Annotated in this window: 27 protein-coding genes and 1 pseudogene; 1 reads left to right on the forward strand and 27 read right to left on the reverse strand. The window is 27.5% G+C overall.

Translation table 11 applies throughout. From position 1 onward, the window contains the following. Positions 1-6 precede the first annotated feature (6 nt). The 27 genes from Q1A46_RS09265 to xerA all read right to left on the reverse strand — a co-directional run bounded on the left by Q1A46_RS09265 (position 7) and on the right by xerA (position 21916). A complete protein-coding gene (locus Q1A46_RS09265; protein WP_299677074.1) occupies positions 7-1146 on the reverse strand; it encodes a P1 family peptidase in 1140 nt (379 codons plus the stop codon). 132 nt (positions 1147-1278) lie between these two features. Further along, a complete protein-coding gene (locus tag Q1A46_RS09270; protein ID WP_299677077.1) occupies positions 1279-1638 on the reverse strand; it encodes a hypothetical protein in 360 nt (119 codons plus the stop codon). A 71-nt stretch (positions 1639-1709) separates the two neighbouring features. Beyond that, a complete protein-coding gene (locus Q1A46_RS09275) occupies positions 1710-2933 on the reverse strand; it encodes a serine hydrolase (protein WP_299677079.1) in 1224 nt (407 codons plus the stop codon). Positions 2934-3023: 90 nt separating this feature from the next. Beyond that, positions 3024-3659, reverse strand: coding sequence for a hypothetical protein (locus Q1A46_RS09280; RefSeq protein ID WP_299677082.1), 636 nt, complete (start codon positions 3657-3659; stop codon positions 3024-3026). A 44-nt stretch (positions 3660-3703) separates the two neighbouring features. Continuing rightward, positions 3704-4093: a hypothetical protein gene (locus Q1A46_RS09285; protein WP_299677085.1), complete on the reverse strand. Its 390-nt coding sequence runs from the start codon at positions 4091-4093 to the stop codon at positions 3704-3706. After that, positions 4084-4812 carry a hypothetical protein gene (locus tag Q1A46_RS09290; RefSeq protein WP_299677088.1) on the reverse strand — a complete coding sequence of 243 codons (729 nt, stop codon included), beginning with the start codon at positions 4810-4812 and terminating at the stop codon, positions 4084-4086. Before Q1A46_RS09290 ends, Q1A46_RS09285 begins: the two co-directional genes overlap by 10 nt. 115 nt (positions 4813-4927) lie before the next feature. Further along, complete coding sequence (locus Q1A46_RS09295; RefSeq protein ID WP_299677091.1) at positions 4928-5491, reverse strand: hypothetical protein; 564 nt, start codon at positions 5489-5491, stop codon at positions 4928-4930. A 77-nt stretch (positions 5492-5568) separates the two neighbouring features. After that, positions 5569-6150 carry a PsbP-related protein gene (locus Q1A46_RS09300; protein WP_299677094.1) on the reverse strand — a complete coding sequence of 194 codons (582 nt, stop codon included), beginning with the start codon at positions 6148-6150 and terminating at the stop codon, positions 5569-5571. A gap of 80 nt (positions 6151-6230) precedes the next feature. Next, positions 6231-7136 (reverse strand): ADP-ribosylglycohydrolase family protein, encoded by a 906-nt coding sequence (locus tag Q1A46_RS09305; protein WP_299677097.1) that lies wholly within the window; start codon positions 7134-7136, stop codon positions 6231-6233. A gap of 205 nt (positions 7137-7341) precedes the next feature. Beyond that, positions 7342-7518 carry a hypothetical protein gene (locus Q1A46_RS09310; RefSeq protein WP_299677100.1) on the reverse strand — a complete coding sequence of 59 codons (177 nt, stop codon included), beginning with the start codon at positions 7516-7518 and terminating at the stop codon, positions 7342-7344. 76 nt (positions 7519-7594) lie between these two features. Further along, a complete protein-coding gene (locus tag Q1A46_RS09315; RefSeq protein WP_299677103.1) occupies positions 7595-7882 on the reverse strand; it encodes a hypothetical protein in 288 nt (95 codons plus the stop codon). Positions 7883-8031: 149 nt separating this feature from the next. Beyond that, the gene (locus Q1A46_RS09320) at positions 8032-8667 is read right to left on the reverse strand and encodes a hypothetical protein (protein ID WP_299677106.1); all 636 of its coding nucleotides are present in this window, start codon (positions 8665-8667) and stop codon (positions 8032-8034) included. Positions 8668-8718: 51 nt separating this feature from the next. Next, positions 8719-9159, reverse strand: a complete 441-nt coding sequence (locus tag Q1A46_RS09325; RefSeq protein ID WP_299677109.1) for a hypothetical protein — start codon at positions 9157-9159, stop codon at positions 8719-8721. Positions 9160-9414: 255 nt separating this feature from the next. Then, on the reverse strand, positions 9415-9846 hold the full coding sequence (locus Q1A46_RS09330) for a hypothetical protein (protein WP_299677112.1): 432 nt from the start codon (positions 9844-9846) through the stop codon (positions 9415-9417). Between the two features lie 141 nt (positions 9847-9987). Beyond that, positions 9988-10539: a hypothetical protein gene (locus Q1A46_RS09335; protein ID WP_299677115.1), complete on the reverse strand. Its 552-nt coding sequence runs from the start codon at positions 10537-10539 to the stop codon at positions 9988-9990. Between the two features lie 219 nt (positions 10540-10758). Then, the gene (locus Q1A46_RS09340; protein WP_299677118.1) at positions 10759-11214 is read right to left on the reverse strand and encodes a hypothetical protein; all 456 of its coding nucleotides are present in this window, start codon (positions 11212-11214) and stop codon (positions 10759-10761) included. 178 nt (positions 11215-11392) lie between these two features. Next, positions 11393-12238, reverse strand: a complete 846-nt coding sequence (locus Q1A46_RS09345) for an SH3 domain-containing protein (protein ID WP_299677121.1) — start codon at positions 12236-12238, stop codon at positions 11393-11395. A 77-nt stretch (positions 12239-12315) separates the two neighbouring features. Next, positions 12316-12879, reverse strand: coding sequence for a hypothetical protein (locus tag Q1A46_RS09350; RefSeq protein WP_299677124.1), 564 nt, complete (start codon positions 12877-12879; stop codon positions 12316-12318). A 180-nt stretch (positions 12880-13059) separates the two neighbouring features. Beyond that, positions 13060-13623, reverse strand: a complete 564-nt coding sequence (locus tag Q1A46_RS09355; protein ID WP_299677127.1) for a hypothetical protein — start codon at positions 13621-13623, stop codon at positions 13060-13062. A gap of 52 nt (positions 13624-13675) precedes the next feature. Further along, on the reverse strand, positions 13676-14533 hold the full coding sequence (locus Q1A46_RS09360) for a tetratricopeptide repeat protein (protein ID WP_299677130.1): 858 nt from the start codon (positions 14531-14533) through the stop codon (positions 13676-13678). Positions 14534-15203: 670 nt separating this feature from the next. Then, complete coding sequence (locus Q1A46_RS09365) at positions 15204-15764, reverse strand: Crp/Fnr family transcriptional regulator (RefSeq protein ID WP_299677133.1); 561 nt, start codon at positions 15762-15764, stop codon at positions 15204-15206. Positions 15765-15898: 134 nt separating this feature from the next. After that, entirely contained in the window at positions 15899-16777 is an 879-nt protein-coding gene (locus tag Q1A46_RS09370) for a hypothetical protein (protein WP_299677136.1), read from the reverse strand. A 152-nt stretch (positions 16778-16929) separates the two neighbouring features. Continuing rightward, entirely contained in the window at positions 16930-17658 is a 729-nt protein-coding gene (locus Q1A46_RS09375; RefSeq protein WP_299677139.1) for a hypothetical protein, read from the reverse strand. Positions 17659-17808: 150 nt separating this feature from the next. Then, entirely contained in the window at positions 17809-18330 is a 522-nt protein-coding gene (locus Q1A46_RS09380; protein WP_299677144.1) for a hypothetical protein, read from the reverse strand. 429 nt (positions 18331-18759) lie between these two features. Next, positions 18760-19146, reverse strand: coding sequence for a hypothetical protein (locus Q1A46_RS09385; protein WP_299677147.1), 387 nt, complete (start codon positions 19144-19146; stop codon positions 18760-18762). 458 nt (positions 19147-19604) lie between these two features. Further along, positions 19605-19961, reverse strand: a complete 357-nt coding sequence (locus tag Q1A46_RS09390) for a hypothetical protein (protein ID WP_299677150.1) — start codon at positions 19959-19961, stop codon at positions 19605-19607. Positions 19962-20812: 851 nt separating this feature from the next. Continuing rightward, positions 20813-21916: a site-specific tyrosine recombinase/integron integrase gene (gene xerA / locus Q1A46_RS09395; RefSeq protein WP_299677153.1), complete on the reverse strand. Its 1104-nt coding sequence runs from the start codon at positions 21914-21916 to the stop codon at positions 20813-20815. Between the two features lie 187 nt (positions 21917-22103). Here xerA and Q1A46_RS09400 point away from each other — a divergent pair. After that, positions 22104-22297 (forward strand): annotated as a pseudogene (locus Q1A46_RS09400) (helix-turn-helix domain-containing protein); the annotation flags it as partial.

The raw sequence follows: 22297 nt of genomic DNA on the forward strand, positions 1-22297 counted from the left end.
TATTTTTTATTCATTTGTTGGATGTATTCGATTGTATTTTTTCATTATTTTAATAACTTCATCAATAGGAATTGATTTTCTCTTATTGTTATTTCTACCAATCATTGTTTTAGCAGCAAATAAAGAATTTATAATGGCTTCTTCTGTAGCTTCTATTACAGCCAAAAATAAAGGAGTCATTGCACCGTTTTCTAATTCTTTAGTTTCAATTAATGGAGATTTTTTATAGTGTGGTATAAAATTATCTTTGGCGGTAGACACAGCTATAACATAATCACCACTACTATTAGATGCTATTCCTCCTGTTCTTGCTAATCCCATCATTGCTCTTTTGGCTAGTCTTTCTAAGTTTCTATTACTAAGAGGAGCGTCTGTCATGACTACTATCATACAAGAACCATCAACATCATATTTATAATTTCTAGGATAATTATCTAATTCTTTAGCAATAGGAACTCCGTTTATTTGAAGAACTCCTCCATAATTAGTTTGCACTAACACACCAACTGTATAAGAACCAAATTTTTCTGGTATAATACGAGAAGATGTTCCAATTCCTCCTTTGTACTGAAAACAAACTGTTCCGGTTCCAGCTCCAACATTTCCTTCTTTTATTACTCCGCTTTTTGCATTGTTAATTGCATTTAAAACATGTTTCTCCTTAATATGTCTACCTCTGATATCATTAAGCCATCCATCATTTGTTTCTCCAACAACCGAATTAACTGAATGTATATTTTCATTACCTTTCTGTTGTAAGGTGTAAGTTATTAAAGCATTTGAAGCTTCAGGAACACTTAGCGTATTTGTTAAAATTATTGGTGTTTCAATATTTCCTAATTCCTTCACTTGGCTATATCCAGCTAACTTACCAAAACCATTTCCTAAATAAATTGCAGCGGGAACTTTTAATTGAAATATATTTCCGGAATGTGGAAGTATAGCTGTAACCCCAGTTCTAATACTATCTCCTTCTATTAGTGTTGTATGTCCAACTTTAACTCCTTTAACATCTGTGATAGAATTTAATCGTCCAGGTTTTAAAACACCGATTTCAATACCGTAATCTCTTATTCTTTTATTTTGAGAAACTAAATTATTAAAAATTAGAATAGATGTTATAACTAGTATTTTTCTGTTAATCATAAAGTTTATTCAAGGTTTTTGGAGTGTGATACTTTGTTTATTGTTATTCGCAATTTTTAGTTGTAAAATTAACTAAAATGGTTTGAACTTCTTAGGCTGCTATATTTAGCTTTAGAATAAATTTGTAAGTAATTAATTATATGTTTTTTTAGTTGTTGTTTTATCAATCAGTCTTTCAATCCCAAATAAGGATAAGTAAGCAATAGCAAATACAACTAAGTGTATAATAGAATCTACATTCATAGGTTTAGGAAGTGAATTAGATATTATCATACCTATAAAAGATGAAATTATTGAAACTAGAAAGCCAATACATCCATATAAAATCCGTTTCTGCTTACTAATTACAACATAGAATATAACACTTAGTATGATTACAGATTCGAACCTCTTAAAATATCCGTTATCTTTTCCAGAATGATAGGAAATATCAGTTTCAATTTTATAGTTGAGAAAAAATATCACAAAAACTGTTATCCCTATTAAAATCATTAATTTAATGTTTCGATTCGTTAATTTCAATTAATTTTTTTTAGTTTATAGTTAACGTTAGCAAAAGGTTCTTATCGTAATTTATCTTGAAATTCTTCCATTTTGTTCCAAACACTCCAGAATGCTTTGTGGGCTTCATCTTTTTCACTTTCGGTATTTTTAATCAAAATTCTACCAATTTTTTTGTTCGGATCAAAAAACATTAAAGTAAAAACACCAGGATCTTGTCCACTATGACCATATACATTGTTTGAGTTAAGTTTTTCAATAAATATCCCTAAATTATCTTCATCACCTTTCTCAACTTGTTCTTTTGTTAATTGTGATTTATAAAACTCTTTGTAACCGTTTTTAGTCAAAAGTTCTCCTTTTCCATCAAAACCTTTGATAATTTCAGATAACAATAATGCTAAATCATTAGTCGAGGTTATTAAGTGACCATCAGGATAAGTTAAACCGATGTAATGTGGTATCTCTTTTTTCTCGCTATACAATTTGGTGAAATTATTCCTGTTTATTTCATTAAAGAACCAACCTGAAGAATTCATTCCTAATTTGTTAAAAATATGTTGTTTTGAAAATTCATTGAAAGGTGTTTTTGATGCTGATTCAATAATTAAAGCACATAAAGCAGAGCCGATATTGCTGTATTGATTTGTTGAGTTTGGCTCTTTATCCGTAAAAATTTCTTTGTTATACCATTCACCATTTTTTGATAGAAGTTTTTCTAAAAACTCAGATAATGGCAACCAATTTTCTTTTGGATTAAAATTATCTGGAACAGCCATGATTTTCTTGTCTTCATCAGGTAAACTATCAATTAAAACATAGCATTTACTCCAGTAAAAATCGGTGTCATTAATAGAAGATGTGTGGGAAACTAATTGACGGATTGTTATTGGGATTTCGGGATAATTTGGATTTGAAACATTGAAAGGTAAATGGTTATTTATTGGATCATCAAGTTCTAAAAACCCCATTTCTTGAGCTTTTAATAATGCTAATCCTACCACTATTTTTGAAATAGATGCAACATTTTGAATCGTATGTTCTGTATATGGTTTTTTAGTTTTTATATCTGCATAACCAAAGCCTTTATTGTATAAGGTTCCATTTTTATCTACAATTGCCATAGAAAAGCCATTCATAAAACCTTTTTTGTAAATTTTATTTAACTCAGTTGTAAGTGAATCTTTTACTTGTTCTTTTTTTTCTGCAGAGCTGATTTTTGATATGTTTTTTTCTTTACAAGAAATGATGAGTAATACAAAAATTACTATAAGAGTTTTTTTCATTTTTGGTTTATCTTTATTTCAAAGATTAATAGAAGATTGTTTTGTTACAGTTGAGGTTGTTCTGTTGTACGTTTTATATTTAATTTCAACTTATTTGTTGAATGTTGGTGGTTTCAAAAACTCTTTATCGGTCAACCAAATTTTGATATCTGTATTGTTTGTTATTTTATAATATTGTTCGGTTAATTCATTTAAATTTTTAAGTAGTTTAATAAAATCACTTTTCTTGTCATAAGATATAGAAATCACTAGTTTTTTAGAATTTTCACTCAACATAGGATTTGCTCCATTATTGTTAATATCCTTTTTTAAAATGCTTTTTAAACTATCTAAAGGAAAAGTTCCTAATTCATGTTTAAAAATTGTATCATTATGAATTTCAATAACGTTTTTTGATTTTACTATTTTAAGTGAACCATCCTCCCGAAAAGGATTATGAAAATAAATGACTCTAATTTCATTATTTGTTCTTAACGTTATTTTTGGAACGCTGTCATTACCAATTATTTTTCTGGCACGTTCAGCTAAACTATTCCAGTTATTAAACTTTTTAGTATTCAGTTCTACGCTAAGATTATCATTTTTTGTATCCCACTTTCCAAATTGTTTTTCAATTATTACTGTTTTCTCTTGAATTGGCTCTTGTTCTTTTTTTTCTACTTTTCCACAAGCATTAATTAATAAAATTAAGATTATAGTACAAGATGTTTTAAGTGTATTTTTCATTTTCTTTTGCGTTTTAATTAGAAAGGTTTTGTGTAATAAGTTTTTTATTCATTTTCTTTTATTTCTTCAGATGTTTCTCCAGTCCAGTTATCGGAATCATATATCTGAATTCTTTCAATATTGTATGGGATATAAGCATCTTCTAGATTTGGTAATAATTTTGAAACTAAGTCAATAGCTTGATGAATTATTGAACTATTTGAGAAAAAGTCTTTTTTTAGTAGTCCGCTTAGGATGGCATCTTCTCCTTTTCTTTTCAATGATAGATAACCATAGCCAGTGTCTACATAAACATAGTCAATTATTTTGTCCTCTTTTGGTTCGGTTTCTTTGTTGAAAAACTTTACAACAATACCCTCTTCATTAGAGTATATCTCTATTTCACACTCTTTTGATTTATAGTCATTATGTTCAAATTTAAAGTTCATTCGCAATTAATTATACGTTTTGTCATTTGCTGATTATTTGGTCGAGATAAATTAGATAATGTTAAAAGTCCACCAACAACTAAAATAGTTCCGCTAACAAAAGGGAATCCAGCTCCAATTAAATCTGCAATATTTGATGAGAATAAAAAAGGAAAACAAAACAGCATTCCCAAAATTCCGAAAATTATCGATGTGAACGCACCGAATTTAGTGATTTGTCTCATATTAAATTTTGTTTCTTTTTGAACTCGTGATTCTAATAATTCATTTCTTAATTCAGTTAGATTTCGAGTAGCGTATTTTTCAATAGTCCATTCAGAAATTTCAATAGTATTTTTTCCTTTTCTGAAGTCAGAGTATAATGTTCTCCATAAGTCTGGAAGTAAAATAATTCCAAAAATTAAAATTGTAAATGAAGGAATTGAATAATTTCCATTTCCAACCATAAAAGCTTGCATTCTAATTTCGTCTTCTGCTGTCATTTTATAATCAAGCAAAATATGTTTTAAATCATGATTTTCGTATTTAGGTACTAGAGTAAGGTTGTAATGATCAAGACAATTTGCAATTTCCTTTCCTAAAGTTCCGTCTTCAAGAGTTCTTAATTCAGCAACTTGTTTATGGTATTTTTCCATATTACTAAAATATTCAATGGTTTTAACGGAAGTATCGAATGAAAACTTAATTATTTGTCTTGATGCTTTTTGTAAAATATTCGTTTTCATATCTTTTTTGCTGTTTTTATTGTGAAGTTAATTAAAAGTATTGAACTTTTACGTATTATGAGATTTCTTTGGGGTATAAATCCGTAAGCAATTAATTATACACAGTATTGAACGTTTATTTTGTTTTTAGAACGCTATGATCTAATTCACGAATATCTACAGGAACTAAATCCATTTCTTTAGCTTTTTCTTTAGAAATGTTTTCTAGTGGAATTAGTTCTGGAATTTTTATTAAGCTTACAATGTCTTTGTATTCAGTATATGCAAGTAGGTTTTTATTAATCATAAGCTCATCTCCATAGTAATTGATATGATTTACTGATTCATTGTGTATCGAGCAAATGTATATATCATGTTTTTCTTTGTAGATGAATAATAATGTATCTCCATACCATTTAACCAAAATAGGGATACAACCATAAATTGGATTATGAGTTATCGGTATCCAGCTGAATTCTGTATTTTTATTATAAATTTTAAGAATATGTCTGTCATTATCACTTGATTGAAACCAAGCAATATTATCTGCAAAATGATCGATAAAATCTTCTTCAATAAAACATCTATCCTCGCTTTCATCTATCCATTGTATTTCACTATAATTCTCATTGATTGGAGAAGGAGAGTAGTTTTGTTTTTTTAGTATTTCTATGACTAATTTAATAGATGTGTTAGACATATTTTATATTGTTTCTGATTTTAAAAAGACTTTTTTGAAGAGTGGATTATGTCGATGTATGCGATTAGTAGCAATTTTTAATTATTCGTTATTCTGAATGTCTTTAATGATTGAATCATAATCGACATATTCTTTTTTAAATTTTCTGTATTTGATGCTGAAGCTGTTAGATTGTAGAAAACGCCTTCAGTCCCGCTATCCATAATAAAACTTATTATTTCCGTTTCACCATATGTGTTTGTATTCGATTTAGTGTGTAAGAAATATGATTTTTGATTCAGAATATCTGTTAAGCCAGATTCGATTATTTTCTGACTTTGAGAATTGTTTTTTACTAGGTTTACATAATGTTCAAATTCAGATTTTAAGTCTTTATTTTCTCCAAAACTTTTAATTTTTTGAATAGAGATTATATCGGTAAATCCATTTTTGTCAGGTTTAGAACCTGCGTCAATTCCTAGAATAATGTTTTCATTTTCATAATCTTCAACTTTCCATTTCCAACTTTTAGGAATTAGTATTGAAAAGTCTTTATCAGGATAATTGACTTTTTGTTTGGCAAATTTCACAGTATAGTTCGCGTATTGTTTTAAAGTAATTTCTTCTTTTGAACAAGAAACAAGTAGAATCAGAACTATTAAATTTCCTATTATTTTCATTTTTTAAATTGTGTAGAATGTTTAGTGTAACCGTCTTTTAAGGGAAAGTTAGCCAATTACTTCAGTATTAATATTTTTTGTTACTCCCAGTTTTCTTTTTCTATTAAGTTATGTATCGTAGTTTTTATCCAGTTATATTCGTGTAACTCTTTTAACTTTTTTATCAATTTTTTAGGAATTTCATTTTCTCCAATTAATGCACCTGCTATTTGTCCAGCAATTGAAGAATTTGTGTCTGTATCTCCACCAATTTCGATTAATTGTAAATACATTTCTTCAATTCCAATTTCTCTAACTTTGTTAGCAGCAGCTATTGCTAATGGAACAGAATTCACGACATATCCATCATTACCAATTTTTCCGATTTCTTTAAGGTTTTTGATGTCTTTAATTTTAATTAATCGATCTCTAACTCTTGTGTCTGGAATTTGATCTATTATTAATTCAATCAAATTTGTTTCACCATTCCAATTACCATTTAAAATCTCTCTTATTGCTATTATTACACTTCTAGCTCCAATGTAAGCTTCATCGTTATTATGAGTGATTATACAAATATCTCTAATTTCTGAATTAGTAACTTCTTCCTTAAAGGCGATTGGAGCTATTCTCATAGCAGCGACATTTCCAGCGGCATATTCACCTCTACGTCCGACTTGACCCCAATGTCCACCAAAACTGAGTTCTTTTAAAGATTTCAGAGTACTTGAACCAATTCCTTTTAGTTTTCTTTGTTCGTAATATTTAACGAATTTACTTGCTATTTTCTCTGGATTTATTTTTTGATTTTCAATAATAGATTCAATTGTAGCCAAAGTTAGTTGAGTGTCATCTGTAATTCCCCATTTTGGTAATTTCACATTTGGATTTCCGAATAAATAAAAAGTATCGTCTTCTTCTTCAAATTGATTTTCAAAACCACTTCCCCAAGCGTCTCCAATTGCACCGCCAATTATACATCCTTTGAATCTTTCTCCTTTTGTCATTTTTTTTAAATTGAATTTAATGAGTTGTATATTAGATGTGTAATGTCGAGTTCCTTCTTAATTGTACATTACGTTTTATGTAAAATGCGTTTTAATTTCATTTATTAATTCGTCATGCGAATAGTTTGTATTCACTTGAATCACTTTTTCAATTCTTTACTTTCATTATCTCGTTTTCAAATGTTGTACAACGTTTTATGTATTGTTATTTGCGATTTTTCAAAGAAATCCCAAGAAGTCCTCCCCAAAAAGCAAGAAAAGGAATAACCCAAAAATAATTCCAACCAGTAAATGAAGATAATATTGAAGCAATTAGCCAATAAATAAAGCCAAATACAACTAATAAAACAGGAATTAATAATATATATTGGATTAATTTCATTTAGTATGTTTAAATGTTGTACAACGTTTTATTTATATTTTTTTAGAATAATTTCTTCAAACTTTTTCATCAATTCTTATCGTTGTCCAAATATTCCACCGAGGATAAAGAAAATTGGAGTAAGTATTAAAAATGAAAAACCTATTTTCCTTATTAGTATTTTTCTATTTAATCTTTCAATAATTTTTTTATCTGAGGTTAAAGAAATAGCTTTTCTAATATGTTTGAAACCATAATGGGGTTTGTCACAAATTATTTCTGAGGTTTTTATTTTAGATATAATCAAACTTGGATTTGAAATAATAATTAATATCAATCCCAAAATCCATGAAGACATCATTAATATAGAAAATGTTTTATTCATTTTTTAAGTTTATAGCTAACGTTTTAGCTAAGAAATGTAGCGTTTGTTTTTATTGTTGTTTTATAAATATATCTAAGTTTTGGTTTTATGATTGATTTTCACAAGAGGAAAATCAGTAAGCAATGTTTTTTTGGTTTTGTTAGCTGTAGTTATTCATATTTGATTCCTATCCAAATAGGATCAGAAAAACACTTCCACGTAATTTTATCTTTCTCATAATATTTTAAAGAAATGTCTTCAATATATCGTCTTGTAGCGTATGTTAAAATATTTTCAGGTGTATTTCCGTTATAAAATTTTTCTCCTGCTTCAGTAAACCATTCACCCCATTCGTTTTCTTCATTCTTTGGACTATTTTTACCTCTAATATTTTTTGTGTTAATTAGATCAACAGCAAGATAACATAATTGGTTTCTAAGACTTTCCCAATCTGTTAATTTTATAACGTATTCATTATTGAGTTCCTTCTTATTAATAATTTCAAAATTAAGATTTCGAATTTTTGATAAAATATTTTTCCAGTATGATAAATTGTAAAATTTTGGTTTTATATTTTTTTCTATTGGTGGTTTATAATAATCTTCCCAGAATAAGTTAAAATCAACTTTTAATCCATTTCTAGCTTGATCGTATATTAATAAAAATAATTCATATGAAGGTTTTTCTTCTTTGTATAAGTCCAACAAGGTTAGACAAGCTAAAAGGTAATCTTCTAGTGTTTGAGTGTTTCGTCCTTCATTAAAATCAATTTTTCTTAAATTTTCATAAAAACTAATTAATTTCATTTTTAATTACAAGTCAACTTTTTTTATTAAGTTATTAAAGTATGATTCTTTTTAACGACACCCAGGCATAAAAGTGGTGTCTTCAGGTCCATTCGTTATTTTTTCATTTATCAAATCTAAGATGGCTTGACTAACTTCAATTAATCTAAATGTTTCGACATCAAATTGCCACTCACCAAACCCCATTAAATTAAGAGTGTTTTTATCAAGTTTTTCGGGTGCTTTTTTTAATACAAATAAAAAAGAATTAATAGTATCAATTATAATTTTCTTTCCATTTTCTGTTGAAGTTATTTCTTCAATATGATGAGGAACCCAACCGGTAAATCCACCAGAAGATACAACTAGCCAATTATTTCTTATTTTACATAAATCAGAAGTCATATCGAAGGAATTTTCGATGTGGAGAGCAGCGAATCTTAACCAGAGTTCTAAAATGCTATCTCGTAACCAAAACCCTTTATTTTTAATTCCGACAAATGTTTTCCCCATGATGATACTTTATATGTTTATAAAACTTAGTAGATGATATAATTATTAATCCTAATATATTTATTGCCAACGTTTTGTGTATTGTTATTTGCAATTTTGATTGTAAAGTTAATTAAAAGAGATGAACTTTTGGTATTGCGAGATTTGTCCGAAGGAATAAGTTCGTCAGCAATTAATTATACACTTTGTTGTGGTGTCGTTTTTTTCAATTGATTATTGTTTTGGTATCTATTTTATAATTTTTAAGAACAGTATCTATTCCTTTTTTTTAGATTCTGCTTTTTTCAATTTATTTCTATATCTTTTAATACTAAGTAATGCTCTTAATATTAGAATAAATCCTGTACTAAAAATCAATATTTTTCTGGCAAAATAATTCCAATATGAATAATTAAAACTAAATTGTATTTTAGAATTATTTATAAAATGATGGAAATTAACCATAATTATTATAAATCCTATTAGTCCAAATAGAGTAAATTCGATATATACTTGTGTTTTTTGTTTTTTTATTTCTCTAATTTCATTCAATAATTCTTGTTGTGATTCTTTAAAGTATTTACTGAATTTGATATTCGAACAGACAATTTTGAAATTAGGCTTTTTATTAGTCAGACCGCAACTTAATCCGCTTTTATAATCTCTTTTGGAATATTCACATAAATCACAATGTTCAGTATATTTCACTATTAGTTTTTTTGATTCACCAACGTTTTGTGTATTGTTATTAGCGCTTTTTGTTTGTAAAGTTAATTAAAAATGATGAACTTTTGGTGTTGCGAAATTTAGTCAGAAGGATAAATCCACAAGCAATTAATTATACATTTGTCATTTGTTACACGTTCGTTTTATTATGCTCTTATGGAACTTAATATTTTCTTCTCGTTCTACTAAGATCCAATTATCTTTTTCAATTTCAGTTGTGTCTATTTCTTCAACCCAATTCCAAATTTCTAGAATTGGCGTTAGCTTAACTGTTCTCTGCCCACCGTAGCCAAATGCACCGATGTACCATAATTGCTTTTTAATTGTTACATTCGGGTTTGCTTTGTTCTCATAAATTATTTGTTCGTCAACCCATGCTCCAAAACCGTATGAGAACATGAGTAATAATGTTAAGAAAAATATTCCAATTGCTATAATTGGTGTTACAATTCCGATTGCAATGTTTGTCTTTTGAGGTCTGTCTTTCTTTAAAGTCCAAATAAGAGTCATCAGAACTGCAATTGGGAGTCCTTGTAGAGTTATATCATTGAATAGATGCATATGACGCCAATCAGCGAACTCAATTGGTACTGCTTGCCCAAACGTCATTGCAGAGATTGCAATTCCGAAGAAGAGTAAAGTTATCCACTTAAAAATTGTTTGAATTCGTTTCATTTAGAAAGAAGTTTTTTCCCTTTTGTAATCCATATTATTGGACCGATAATTCCAATCATTGAAATCAAAACCCAAGTCATCTTATTTCCTTTGAATTCTTTTGTCAAAATCAGATAAATTGCTTTAAAAGTTGTTAATGCTGACCAAAAGGCTATGATGATGAATGCTAATATTAAAATTGGTCTCATTAGGAAGTCTTATATTATTGTAAAATATGTTTTAATATTTTAAGTTATCAAGCTCATGTTTAAAAAATGTTTCAAATTCTCTCTTGATAATTAATCTGTTTTTTTTGATTAAATCAAAAATTAAGTCATTAATAGTTGATATTCTTGTGTCTATTTTGGGCTTTTCATTTAAATTGAATAAGGAATACAAACTCAATTTCTTTCTATCACCAACTTCTAGAGGAAGTTGCTTTTTTATTGCTTTATAAATTTTAAGTCTATCTGTTTGGTTAAATTTTTTGTTCAAAAATGACTCACTAGATAATTCGTTTTTAAATAGATTTTGTGTTTGTAGTGAATTTAAGATTCTGGATTTAAAAAATAAGTATGCGATGTCATTACGTAAAATAATGTTACTATGAATAAGTTCTAATTTTTTATTATCTAAAGGAAAGCTAAAATTGTGTTTTTTTTCTAGTTCTTCAGTATTTTTTGGATAAGTTCTCATCTGTTATAATTTTCTTAGCGCCTTATTCTAGATGTACTACAACGGAGCATTTTTTTGCTTTAATTTTTTCTTATTCAAAAGTCATATCAAGATGATTTAACGACATTATAAAAATACACTAAACTCTGGATTAAACACTAGAATTCGTATGAATTATAGTTTACATTGACATTAGTACTTAACATCCCATTGGTATTTCAAACGAAATTATTTTTTCCTTTTTCTCTCCAGTTGTAGTGTTTTCTAATTTAATTTTTAAGAATATTCTACTTGTTAAAACCGTACTTGGATATTGATTATATTTCACTATGTTTTTAATGTTGTTTGAAAATTTTTCAGCACAATTTTCATTAACATAGCTTTTCAGTTCATCAAGATCTACTTCATTGAATTTCTGAGTGTCTTTTTTAGTATATTTTTTGGTAGTAAAGTATTTGTTCTTTATCTCAATACTTTCCCAATTTGAGTAATAGTGTTTCCAGTTTATTAAATCACAATGCGCACCTTCATCTGTTATAGATATTGAATTTTCAAATCTTTGCTTAATTTCAATTTTATCATACTTAGATTCTGATATTATAACTTTCTTTCCCTCAGGACTATCTCCAAGGTCAACAAATATTTTTACACTGTCTTTCTGTATTTTACTTAAATTATGTTCATTATCCCAAATATTTAATCTCATTGATAATGTAAAATCTTCAAATCTTATTTTTAGATTATCACTTATACTTTCAGGTGTTAAATAACCATTAAAAACAAATCCAGATATATTTCCATTAACTTCCTTTATTCGAACCCAATTTCCTTTTATTGTTTTTCCTTCGTCAATTACTTCAAGTTTGTTTTCTGTTTGTTCAAAAATATAGACTTTAGAGCCATATTCTAGTTTTCCAATTCGTTTAGCATTTTTATTTGGTTTTTCTCTAACTATTAAACCATTATCCGCTTTAACATATTGATTACTCTGTCCAATAATTGATATTGAAGTAAGAGTTATTAAATAAATGAGTAATTTTTTCATATTAATACCAACGTTTTGTGAGATTTGTCAGAAGGATAAATTCGCAAGCAATTAATTATACACGTTGTTGTAAACAGTTATTTTATTCGTTTATAATATTCGGTGATAATTCCGCTAATCATAGTTGTTCTTCCATTTTTAGTTTCATATCCAGACTTGTATAACATTAAATAATTCTTTGATTTATCAGTTTGTAAATTCCAAATAGATTTATCTTCTAAGACAATGTTGGTTAGGTCGAAAAAACTACTAAAATATTCCGTAAATCTAATTTTTTCAGATAGTTCTAAATTCTTTTTTGAAACGTTGTTTTTATAAAATTCAATAATTGAGTCCGAAATATTGATATATTTTTTGGGAATCTCAACTTCTTTTTTACTAATAGTACAATCTGAACATTTAATTTTTATTAGTTTCCAAATTCCGACAATTTTAGTTTTCAGATTTTTTCTGTCTATTATTTTTAAAGAATCAATGATTTTTTTAGAATTAGTGTTTTTTAATATTTCATAATTTAATATTGAATTTTGAGTTAAAACTATATCTGTATAATTTCTTTCAAATTTTAAACTTTTAATATTTTGAGAAAATAAAGTTGAAGAAATGAAACACAAAAAATAAATTAGACTTCTCTTTTTCATAATTGTTTACGTTTTGTGTATTGTTATTTGCGCTTTTTAGTTGTAAAGTTAATTAAAAGAGATGAACTTTTGGTTTTGTGAGATTTGTCCGAAGGATAAATCTGCAAGCAATTAACTATACATTTTGTTGGGCGTAGTTGCTTTCAGTTTGTTTTTGAACTGAACATAAATATCATTAAATTAACCTTTTCTTACTAGTTTTAGATAATATTTATATTCTTTTTTTAATTTTTTTTGTTCACTATTCTCTTTATTCTTTCTATTGGTTTTGATTTTTTTTAATTCTTTTTTATTGGTAAATGGAATAAAACTAATTGGAGGATGATACTTTCTTGTTATTGTGTAAGATAAATATTTGTAAATACGTTTTAAATATTTCTTAGAATCTTTTTTTGTTTTTTTAATATCAAGAACTCGTCCAAGTATAGACTTAGTATTCTGAAGAGGATTTATATACAGGACGAAATTATTTTGATTTTTGAAAAGTAAATAAGAATTCCAGTGATAATGATAGTATATATCATATATTCCTGAAGTTATATTGTTTTCAGGGATATTATTCTTATCAATTAAATCGGTAATATGAATCTCAGAAGTTTGAGTTTTTGAAGGAAATACGTTTTTTTCTTTTAATATACTTGTTACTTTTGAGTAAAGGCTATCAGGATTTGAAACTGTGAAAGTAACTTGACAATAAAAAATATTTGGAATTAATAAGATTAGAAAAAATAGTTTTCTGTTCATAATCTCTTTTTTTATAGCTCGAGTAATTATTTATAGCCATTGTTGTACATGGTTATTTTTTATTCCAGTTCTGTTCAAATTGGTCGATATATTGCAAATATCTTTTATCTTTAGTTGAGTACTTTCTTGTTAATTCAGCCCATTCATCAAATTTCTTTTTATTCTTGAGTCTGAAATAAGCTTGAGCCATATTAACTGACATTTCACTTTTTTCAAAGTCGTTGTCCGATTTTTTAATTCCTTTTCGATATATTTTTTCGGCATCTTGTACTTTGTTTAAACCTAAATAAGAATAGCCTAACTCTCTGAAAAAGTAATAATTTTTAGAGTTATTCTTAATTGCTTTTTCCAGAACGGGAATAGCTTTTTCGAACTGTCCTAAATGATTATAAGCAAAAGCTAATTCAAATTCAAGCCCGTCAAAATGAGGTTCAATTTCATAGGCAGTTAACAAAGGTTTTAGAGCTAATTCACAAGCACCAACGTGGTTATAGTGATAGCCTTCTTGTTTTAAATAATCTACTCGGTCGGAACCTTCTTTATAAATAGATAACCATTCAGGTTCTTTAGGTAAGTTCAAAGCAGAAACTTGGCTTTCGGTCAAAACAGACACCAAACTTGTATTTGGTTCAAGTCGATATTTCATAAATCCAACAGTCGAATCTCGTTTGATGTTTATTAATTCTTGCTCTTTTATTTGAAATTTAGTTTCGTAATTAAAGGTGAAACCTGCTTGATTGTCTAAATAAATAAATCCATAAGCATAGGTGGAATCTGTATCTTTTTTAGGAAAAGCAACCCATTTATCAACTGCATTAAAATACTTTGTGTCAAACTTTAATTCAGTCAGATTATTTTGTGAAAACCCAATATTTGAAATTAATATTAGAGCTAAAATTGTTATTCTCATAGTTTGTTTTTAATATGCACAACGGTTTGTGTATTGTTATTTGCGATTTTTTAATTGTAAAGTTAGCAAATAAATCACAGATAGAAAGTCCGCGAGGACTTTCGTAAATAGGCTCTAACTAGCAATGAATTATACACATTGTTGGTAATAATTTTATTCTTTCATTTGCGCATAAAACTTTCTCCATTCAGAAGCATCATATATCAAATTAGATTCTTTTATTAGTTTATTTTCAATTCTAAACCACTCAGTTGCTGTGTTTGACTCTAGACCTTTTACTGATGATTTAAAGTTATAGAAAACAGCTATCCAATTTCTGTTTTCGGCAATATTAATAATCTCTATTTCTGTAATTACAGCGCCAATTTGTTTGGCTAATACAATAAATTATGCTTTAGAATTCAGTTCCATCATTGGATTTTTAAATTTATAATCATCTGCCATAGAGATTCTTGAATCTGTTCAGGGTTATTAAACCCACCTAAAAACTTGGTTACAATTTCTTGGTTTGTCATTGTCGTACTTTTAATTTGTTGTGCATTGCTATAGATTGAGAATAGGGTCAATCCAATAATAAATGCTTGTTTAAATAATTTCATCATTTTTTTATTTTGATGAGACAAAGTTGCAACAGATTAAAGATTCTATTCTTGGTAAAAACCAAGATTTTCTAAATTGTGATTGTATTGATTAATTTACTGAAGTTTGTAGGGTCTATTCGTAAATATGAGGCAATATCTTTCTGCGAAACCATATTTATCAAATGAGGACTTCTTTTTACAAATTTTTTAAAACGAGTTTCGGTATTGAAAGCCATTAATTGATGATATCTTTCTATAATACCTATTAAAAATCGTTCTGTGATTATTCTAAATAAGGTTTCAAGTTCTCTATGACTTTCTATTAATTGAGAATGTTTAGTATAAGGTATTCGTAAAAATGTGCTTTCCGTAATTGTTTCAAGATAGTATTTGGAAGGTGTTTGTGTAAGAAAAGATTCTACTATACCGCTAAATGATAGTGCATAAGCAAAAAACATAACGTGCTGTTTTCCTTCATTTAAGTAGTATGACTTTTGAATTCCATCTTTCACAAAATAGAGATATTGTTCAGTTCTATCACATTCAGTAATTATTGGTTTTCTTCGAACTGAATATTCCGACCAATGTGAAATGTATTCTTCTAGAATTTCTTCGTCGATATTATAAAATGATGATAAATATTTTTTCAAGCGTGTATTTAATTATTACCAACGGTCTCGGCTATGAGTAGTTGCGTTGTTTTTGTTGTTAATTTATTAAAAACACCTAAACTTCGACTTTTACGAGTATTTTTCAAAAAGGGAGAATACATAAGCAATGTTTTTTAGGTTTTGTTATATGCTTTTTTTACAATAGTTTCTTTTTTATTAGGCTTATTATACTCTATTGGATCTAATGAAAAAAAGCTTCTGTAGTTTTTATCATTAGGTTGAAATAAAGAGTCTTTTCCCTTGAATTTAACTTCTAGAGCAAGTTTTCCATTGTTTAAAAAACGTTGAATTATAACTTCGTTTTTTTCTCTGTCTGAAATTAAAATTTCATGGTGATAATGATTTGGAGCGCCTAAATAAGTCGAAAAAGGAATAGAATCTCTGGAATATTTTAGGCTTCTTTTAAGTCCAACCTTACGTTTAGGAGCTATTGAATCTATTTCATTTAGATATAATGTGATTAATTGATGTGGATCCCAAAAACTCGATGTAAACACCCCATCTTCATAAAGAATATAATCAATATATTTTTCTTTCTTTTTTAACTCAGAATATATTTGTTGTATATATGTTTCATAAATATAACTAGAGAAGTCAGGATTACTAAGAAAGCCTTTAACAGTAAATCTATTTTCTATTCCAATTAAACCTAGATATTTATTGTTTTTAGCTTCAAAACATTCAAATTGAGTTGATGGATTACAAGTTTTATATAAAGGGATAAAGCTACCTATTCCGATGGTTAACTCTTTTTTTTCTCTTAATTCGATAATTCTATTTCCAGTTCCTTGAGTTATTATATTTCCATTTTTTAGCAAGAATTTATATGATACTTTATCTTCTCCTGCTAATATTCCATTTTGTATTTCACAGAATGAACCTGAATTTTGTTGAGTCATTTTATAATATTTAAAATGAATTGGAAAAAAACCGAAGTTGTGAAGGAGAATTAATATCGTAATTCCTATTGTTAAAATTTTAAATTTTTTCATTTTTAGACTAATTGCATATAACGTTTTGTGTATTGTTATTTGCGATTTTTTAATTGTAAAGTTAATTAAAAGTGATGAACTTTTGGTTTTGCGAGATTTGTCCGCAGGATAAATCCGTAAGCAATTAATTATACACTTTGTTAGTGGTTGTTTTAATCAGTTTCAGATGCAATTATTCCGATATACCAATTCTTTGTCGGATTATATACTGTCCAAAAGTAACTTCCCCACCATTCTTTTCCAGCATCAAAGATAACTGAACAATTCGTATCCCAAGCATAAATTGTAATTTCATTAATATCAGAAAAAAAATAGTCTAAAAAATCTAATAGATATTTCCCGCGCCTAAGAATTTCTTTTCCTAAATGCAAATTATATGGAGGTTCCATTAGTGCATTGATAAAACAGCCTTTATTTTCAGGATATAAATCTCGATAGTTAATGCTAAGTTTATTCATATCTACTTTATTCTTTACTATTTCATCTTGATCATAGTAGAAATAAGAATTTAAAGTATCATTTCCTAATTGACCTCTAATTATTGTTTTTTTTTCCTTTAAATCATAGTAAGGACCTAAAAAGTGGCATAAATCAATTTTTTGACCGCTTGAGTCAAGTTTGTCAAAATCAGTCTGTGCGTAAGGGATATTTTTTCTTTGATTTTTAGCTGAGACTTTATTGAAGTTGAAATTCCATTCAAAATTTTGTTTTTCAAGAGTTTGACGAGCTGTTATCATATGCGCAAGATATTCACCTGGCTCTTGTCCCTTATAATTCTTATTAATTTCGAAAACGGAAATTCTCAATGCACCACCAATTTTTTCGTGTATTTCAAGTCTCTCGTTTAGTTCATAATTTGTTATGGTTTTAATGTTTACCATTGTTTATTTTGAAATTGCCACTAACGGTCTCGTATAACCGTCAGTTAAGGGTTAAGTTAGCGAATATTTTCGGTTTTGCACTAGCCTTAGCGATTCCGAGTGGATTCGGACGTAGTCGAATCCGCCGTAATTGCGGTTATACATTGTTACCTACAGTATTTTTAATTTTTCTGCAATTTCTTTTTTCCATTTTTCAAGTTCTTCATATTTTTCATTGTATTCCTCTAAAGGAATATCTATTAGTTCATATAAAGACTCAGATTTATCAAATCCTATTTTATCTCCAACTTTCTTGAATGTTTCCAGATTTAGTTTTTCATCTATGTCATCCTCGAAATACTGAAACATAATATCAAACAAAAGTAAATTCCAATTTGTTCCATATTCAGTATAGATTTGGTCATTTTCCAATTCGAAATGAAAGATTTTTTTAACTGATTCATTATATCCAAATACTCGAAAAGTTTCTCCTTCATCGAAAATCGGAATGATATTCAGTCCACTCAATATTTGGTAATTTGAGATTGTTGGAAAGTAGAAATAAGCTCCATCAACTTTTTCAACACGAAACTTTAATTCAGGTATTTTTCCAATATTTTCAATAAAAGATTTAGGTGCTCCAAAGCTTAGTAATTCAGATTCTCTTTCTTCTATCGGAATTAATTTTTTCATATTGTAGGTAACGTTTTATGTGTATGTTTTTTTGCGATTTTTCTGTAAATTTAATAAAAAGCTATAAGTTTAAAAATAAGAAGGCTCTTATAAATCATTTAGTATTCCGCAACTAAATATACACACCGTTATTTGCTGGCTCTTTATTAGTTGAAAAATAAGGACTATATGTTTTTAATAGCGTTTATTTAAAGATGATTCTTTTATGTTGAGGTTTATCTAAACTAAGCCTGACTAAATAAATTGAGGATTTTTTGTTTAAGTCGTCATTATGATAAATAATCCGGCTTGCATATAACGTTTTGTGTATTATTATTTGCGATTTTTTGCTGTAAAGTTAATTAAAAGTGGTGAACTTTTGATTTTGCGAGATTTGTCCGAAGGATAAATCTGCAAGCAATGAATTATACACCTTGTTACCACACGTTTTTATTTCAAATTATAGGTTTCCATTCCGTTATTCATTTTCAGAGTCAGAGTTGAATCCGTAAATTCAGTTACTTCCACATAAATAGTGTCCCATAAATTCATTTTCTTTATATAAGTTCCGATTTTTTCTTTTCGATATCCAGTTAGCTTTATAGAATCCACAACTTTATAATCATAAATACTATCTCCAGGAAATTTCATATTCTCAAAGAAAGCAAGTATTCCTTTTCTAATACTAATTCCGCTTAAAGAGTCTTTATTGCTAATCCATTCGCCTTTTTTGAATTCAGTCGAATTTTCTATTTCAGAATATTTTATTGGTTCCGATTTACAAGAAATCAGTATTAAGGTAATTATTCCAATAACAAAGAAAGGTGTCTTATTCATAGTTTTGGGTTAAATGTGTGGTAACGTTTTATGTGTATGTTTTTTTGCGATTTTTCTGTAAATTTAATAAAAAGCTATAAGTTTAAAAATAGGAAGGCTCTTATAAATCATTTAGTATTCCGCAACTAAATATACACACCGTTATTTGCTGGCTCTTTATTAAGTGAAAAATAAGGACTATATATTTTTAATAGCGTTTATTTAAAGATGATTCTTTTATGTTGAGGTTTATCTAAACTAAGCCTGACTAAATAAATTGAGGATTTTCTGTTTAAGTCGCCATTATGATAAATAATCCGGCTTGCATATAACGTATTTGTGTATGATTTTTTGCAGGAAAAGGACGCGGGTTCTTTTCCGATGTTGCGGAAAGATAATTAATAAGATTGAATTTCCGCTGAGGAAATTCAGCAGCAATTAATTATACACGTTGTTACAAAATGTAGTGACGCGCTCAGTTATTTCAATATTTTTAATTTGGTTGTATGATTTTCAGGTATTAAACTGTCACCTTTTCTAATGTAAATTGTGTCAATTAAAAAACGAGTTGACAATTCATTGTTATTTAATAATTTCAAAGTGTCATTTCTCATAATATATTTTCCTTTATAATAATAAGATTCATAATTCGATCGTTGTTTCAATTTAAAATTTCCGTTCTTTTTTAAATTCAACGTATAATTAAATTTTCCTTCAGCTTTTAAGATGGTTTTAGATTCAAATAAGTCAACATTATTGAATATAGTTAACGTAAAAACTAAAATAAGAGTTATCCAAATTGATGATTTGTCAAATTCCTTTTTCTCATATTTCATTTCTTGGTTGTTTAAGTATATCTCATAAATTAGTAAAGAAAAATATATAATACATAAACAAAAAAAATAGATTGAGTTTATTAGTCCGATTGAATATGTTTCAAAAAATGGAAAGAATTGGTAAATTCCAATTAGACCTACAATAGTTAACAATATTAAAATATTAAGCCTTTTCATTTTTTCGTTTTGAGAATCTTCCGAACTATGTTTTGTAACGTTTTATGTGTATGTTTTTTTGCGATTTTTCTGTAAATTTAATAAAAAGCTATAAGTTTAAAAATAAGAAGGCTCTTATAAATCATTTAGTATTCCGCAACTAAATATACACACCGTTATTTGCTGGCTCTTTATTAGTTGAAAAATAAGGACTATATGTTTTTAATAGCGTTTATTTAAAGATGATTCTTTTATGTTGAGGTTTATCTAAACTAAGCCTGACTAAATAAATTGAGGATTTTTTGTTTAAGTCGTCATTATGATAAATAATCCGGCTTGCATATAACGTTTTATGTGTATGTTTTTTTGCGATTTTTCTGTAAATTTAATAAAAAGCTATAAGTTTAAAAATAGGAAGGCTCTTATAAATCATTTAGTATTCCGCAACTAAATATACACACCGTTATTTGCTGGCTCTTTATTAAGTGAAAAATAAGGACTATATATTTTTAATAGCGTTTATTTAAAGATGATTCTTTTATGTTGAGGTTTATCTAAACTAAGCCTGACTAAATAAATTGAGGATTTTCTGTTTAAGTCGCCATTATGATAAATAATCCGGCTTGCATATAACGTTTGTATATACTTAAATGCAGTATATCTGCATTTATCTTGTTGTTGTTTAATTATTTGATTTATATTGTTTTATTGTCTAAAAAAGTATCTAATGGACTTTTTATTTTTGCAAGAGACTTGCTGGTAACTCTCGTGTAAATTTCAGTTGTCTTGCTGCTTCCATGACCTAAAATGTTTTGAATATACCTTAAGTCTATACCTTGTTCTAACATATGTGTAGCGAATGAATGACGTAACATATGCGGAGTGACATTTTGTGAAATTCCTGCCTTCAAAGCAGCTCTTTTTAAAATTTTAGCAACACTGCTGCTGCTATATTGTTTTCTGTTAAGCCCTTCTATTAACCAATAATTTGGTTTATATTCATTTATATATAGTTTATGCAATTTTTTCATATGTTCTGCGAAAATTGTAGTTCTATCTTTGTTTCCTTTTCCAGATCTAACAAATATAAGATTTTTGTCATATAAAACATCTTCTTTTCTTAAACTCAATAATTCACTTATTCGTAATCCAGAAGAATATAGTAAGGCTAAAATAAACTTATGTTTTAAATTATCAGAATGCTTAAGTATGTTAAAAATTTGATTTTCACTTAATATTTTAGGTAATTGTTTTGGTTTTTTAGGCCGTTCTATATAATATGTTTTTCGATCTTTTTGTAAAATCTGTTCAAAATAAAACTTAATAGCATTTATAGCTTGATTCTGAGTACTAATAGCTACTTTTCTTTTATTGATTAAATAATCTTGAAAATTACGAACATCATTGTCTGATGCTTCTTCAATAGTTTTAGGATCAAGAAAATTAATGAACTGTTGCAAAAAAGAGGTGTAAACTTTTATGGTGTTCTTACTGTATCTTTTTCTTTTTAATGTTCTTTCGAAAGTTTCAGGAATTGTTTTATCTGTTTTTTTAGATTGATGAAGAGGTTGAATCAAATTTCTTACGGAAATATTATTTTCTCGTAATAGTTTAATAAGTGTATTTAAGTTATTTTTAGATTGTAATAAATACCAGGTTTTTAAACTCCTGCTCCAAGTAGCACCTTTTATGGTTTTTATTAAATTGATGATTTTAGCATCGTACGGAAATTGAATCGCAATTTGTGATTTGTTTTTATGTGTAATTCCTCTTAGAATTACAATGGTTTTAATTTTCATAACATTCTTTTTATAGCAGGGCTAAAATAATAATTTAAATGAAATTAGTTTAAAATGAATGTGATACGGAAGAGTTGTGGTTTGAATAATAAAATGAGTTGAATAAAAAAAGTCCAACATTGCTGTTAGACTTCTTTTTTTATTGTGTCCCGTCCTGAAATAAGTTTACACAATTTAGACTTATTTTATGAATAACACTGTACCCAAGAAAAAGCGAACTCAACGAGATTACAACTTAGGCTTTAAATTAGCTGTAGTTTCCCAAGTAGAAAAAGGCGAATTAACTTACAAACAAGCTCAGAAGAAGTATGGTATCCAAGGTAGGAGTACTGTTTTGGTTTGGTTGAGAAAACATGGTATCTTAGACTGGAGTAAACCTTC

The organism is uncultured Tenacibaculum sp., from assembly GCF_947502995.1.
Taxonomy (GTDB): domain Bacteria; phylum Bacteroidota; class Bacteroidia; order Flavobacteriales; family Flavobacteriaceae; genus Polaribacter.

Coding starts and splice junctions, on each gene's coding strand:
- Q1A46_RS09340 (WP_299677118.1), bottom strand. CDS start 11,214: ATGAGAACTTATCCAAAAAATACTGAAGAACTAGAAAAAAAACACAAT.
- Q1A46_RS09280 (WP_299677082.1), bottom strand. CDS start 3,659: ATGAAAAATACACTTAAAACATCTTGTACTATAATCTTAATTTTATTA.
- Q1A46_RS09370 (WP_299677136.1), bottom strand. CDS start 16,777: ATGAAAAAATTTAAAATTTTAACAATAGGAATTACGATATTAATTCTC.
- Q1A46_RS09310 (WP_299677100.1), bottom strand. CDS start 7,518: ATGAAATTAATCCAATATATATTATTAATTCCTGTTTTATTAGTTGTA.
- Q1A46_RS09275 (WP_299677079.1), bottom strand. CDS start 2,933: ATGAAAAAAACTCTTATAGTAATTTTTGTATTACTCATCATTTCTTGT.
- Q1A46_RS09270 (WP_299677077.1), bottom strand. CDS start 1,638: ATGATTTTAATAGGGATAACAGTTTTTGTGATATTTTTTCTCAACTAT.
- Q1A46_RS09335 (WP_299677115.1), bottom strand. CDS start 10,539: ATGAAACGAATTCAAACAATTTTTAAGTGGATAACTTTACTCTTCTTC.
- Q1A46_RS09290 (WP_299677088.1), bottom strand. CDS start 4,812: ATGAAAACGAATATTTTACAAAAAGCATCAAGACAAATAATTAAGTTT.
- Q1A46_RS09305 (WP_299677097.1), bottom strand. CDS start 7,136: ATGACAAAAGGAGAAAGATTCAAAGGATGTATAATTGGCGGTGCAATT.
- Q1A46_RS09350 (WP_299677124.1), bottom strand. CDS start 12,879: ATGAAAAAGAGAAGTCTAATTTATTTTTTGTGTTTCATTTCTTCAACT.
- xerA (WP_299677153.1), bottom strand. CDS start 21,916: ATGAAAATTAAAACCATTGTAATTCTAAGAGGAATTACACATAAAAAC.
- Q1A46_RS09320 (WP_299677106.1), bottom strand. CDS start 8,667: ATGAAATTAATTAGTTTTTATGAAAATTTAAGAAAAATTGATTTTAAT.
- Q1A46_RS09390 (WP_299677150.1), bottom strand. CDS start 19,961: ATGAAATATGAGAAAAAGGAATTTGACAAATCATCAATTTGGATAACT.
- Q1A46_RS09300 (WP_299677094.1), bottom strand. CDS start 6,150: ATGAAAATAATAGGAAATTTAATAGTTCTGATTCTACTTGTTTCTTGT.
- Q1A46_RS09380 (WP_299677144.1), bottom strand. CDS start 18,330: ATGAAAAAATTAATTCCGATAGAAGAAAGAGAATCTGAATTACTAAGC.
- Q1A46_RS09325 (WP_299677109.1), bottom strand. CDS start 9,159: ATGGGGAAAACATTTGTCGGAATTAAAAATAAAGGGTTTTGGTTACGA.
- Q1A46_RS09295 (WP_299677091.1), bottom strand. CDS start 5,491: ATGTCTAACACATCTATTAAATTAGTCATAGAAATACTAAAAAAACAA.
- Q1A46_RS09360 (WP_299677130.1), bottom strand. CDS start 14,533: ATGAGAATAACAATTTTAGCTCTAATATTAATTTCAAATATTGGGTTT.
- Q1A46_RS09315 (WP_299677103.1), bottom strand. CDS start 7,882: ATGAATAAAACATTTTCTATATTAATGATGTCTTCATGGATTTTGGGA.
- Q1A46_RS09355 (WP_299677127.1), bottom strand. CDS start 13,623: ATGAACAGAAAACTATTTTTTCTAATCTTATTAATTCCAAATATTTTT.
- Q1A46_RS09265 (WP_299677074.1), bottom strand. CDS start 1,146: ATGATTAACAGAAAAATACTAGTTATAACATCTATTCTAATTTTTAAT.
- Q1A46_RS09345 (WP_299677121.1), bottom strand. CDS start 12,238: ATGAAAAAATTACTCATTTATTTAATAACTCTTACTTCAATATCAATT.
- Q1A46_RS09375 (WP_299677139.1), bottom strand. CDS start 17,658: ATGGTAAACATTAAAACCATAACAAATTATGAACTAAACGAGAGACTT.
- Q1A46_RS09385 (WP_299677147.1), bottom strand. CDS start 19,146: ATGAATAAGACACCTTTCTTTGTTATTGGAATAATTACCTTAATACTG.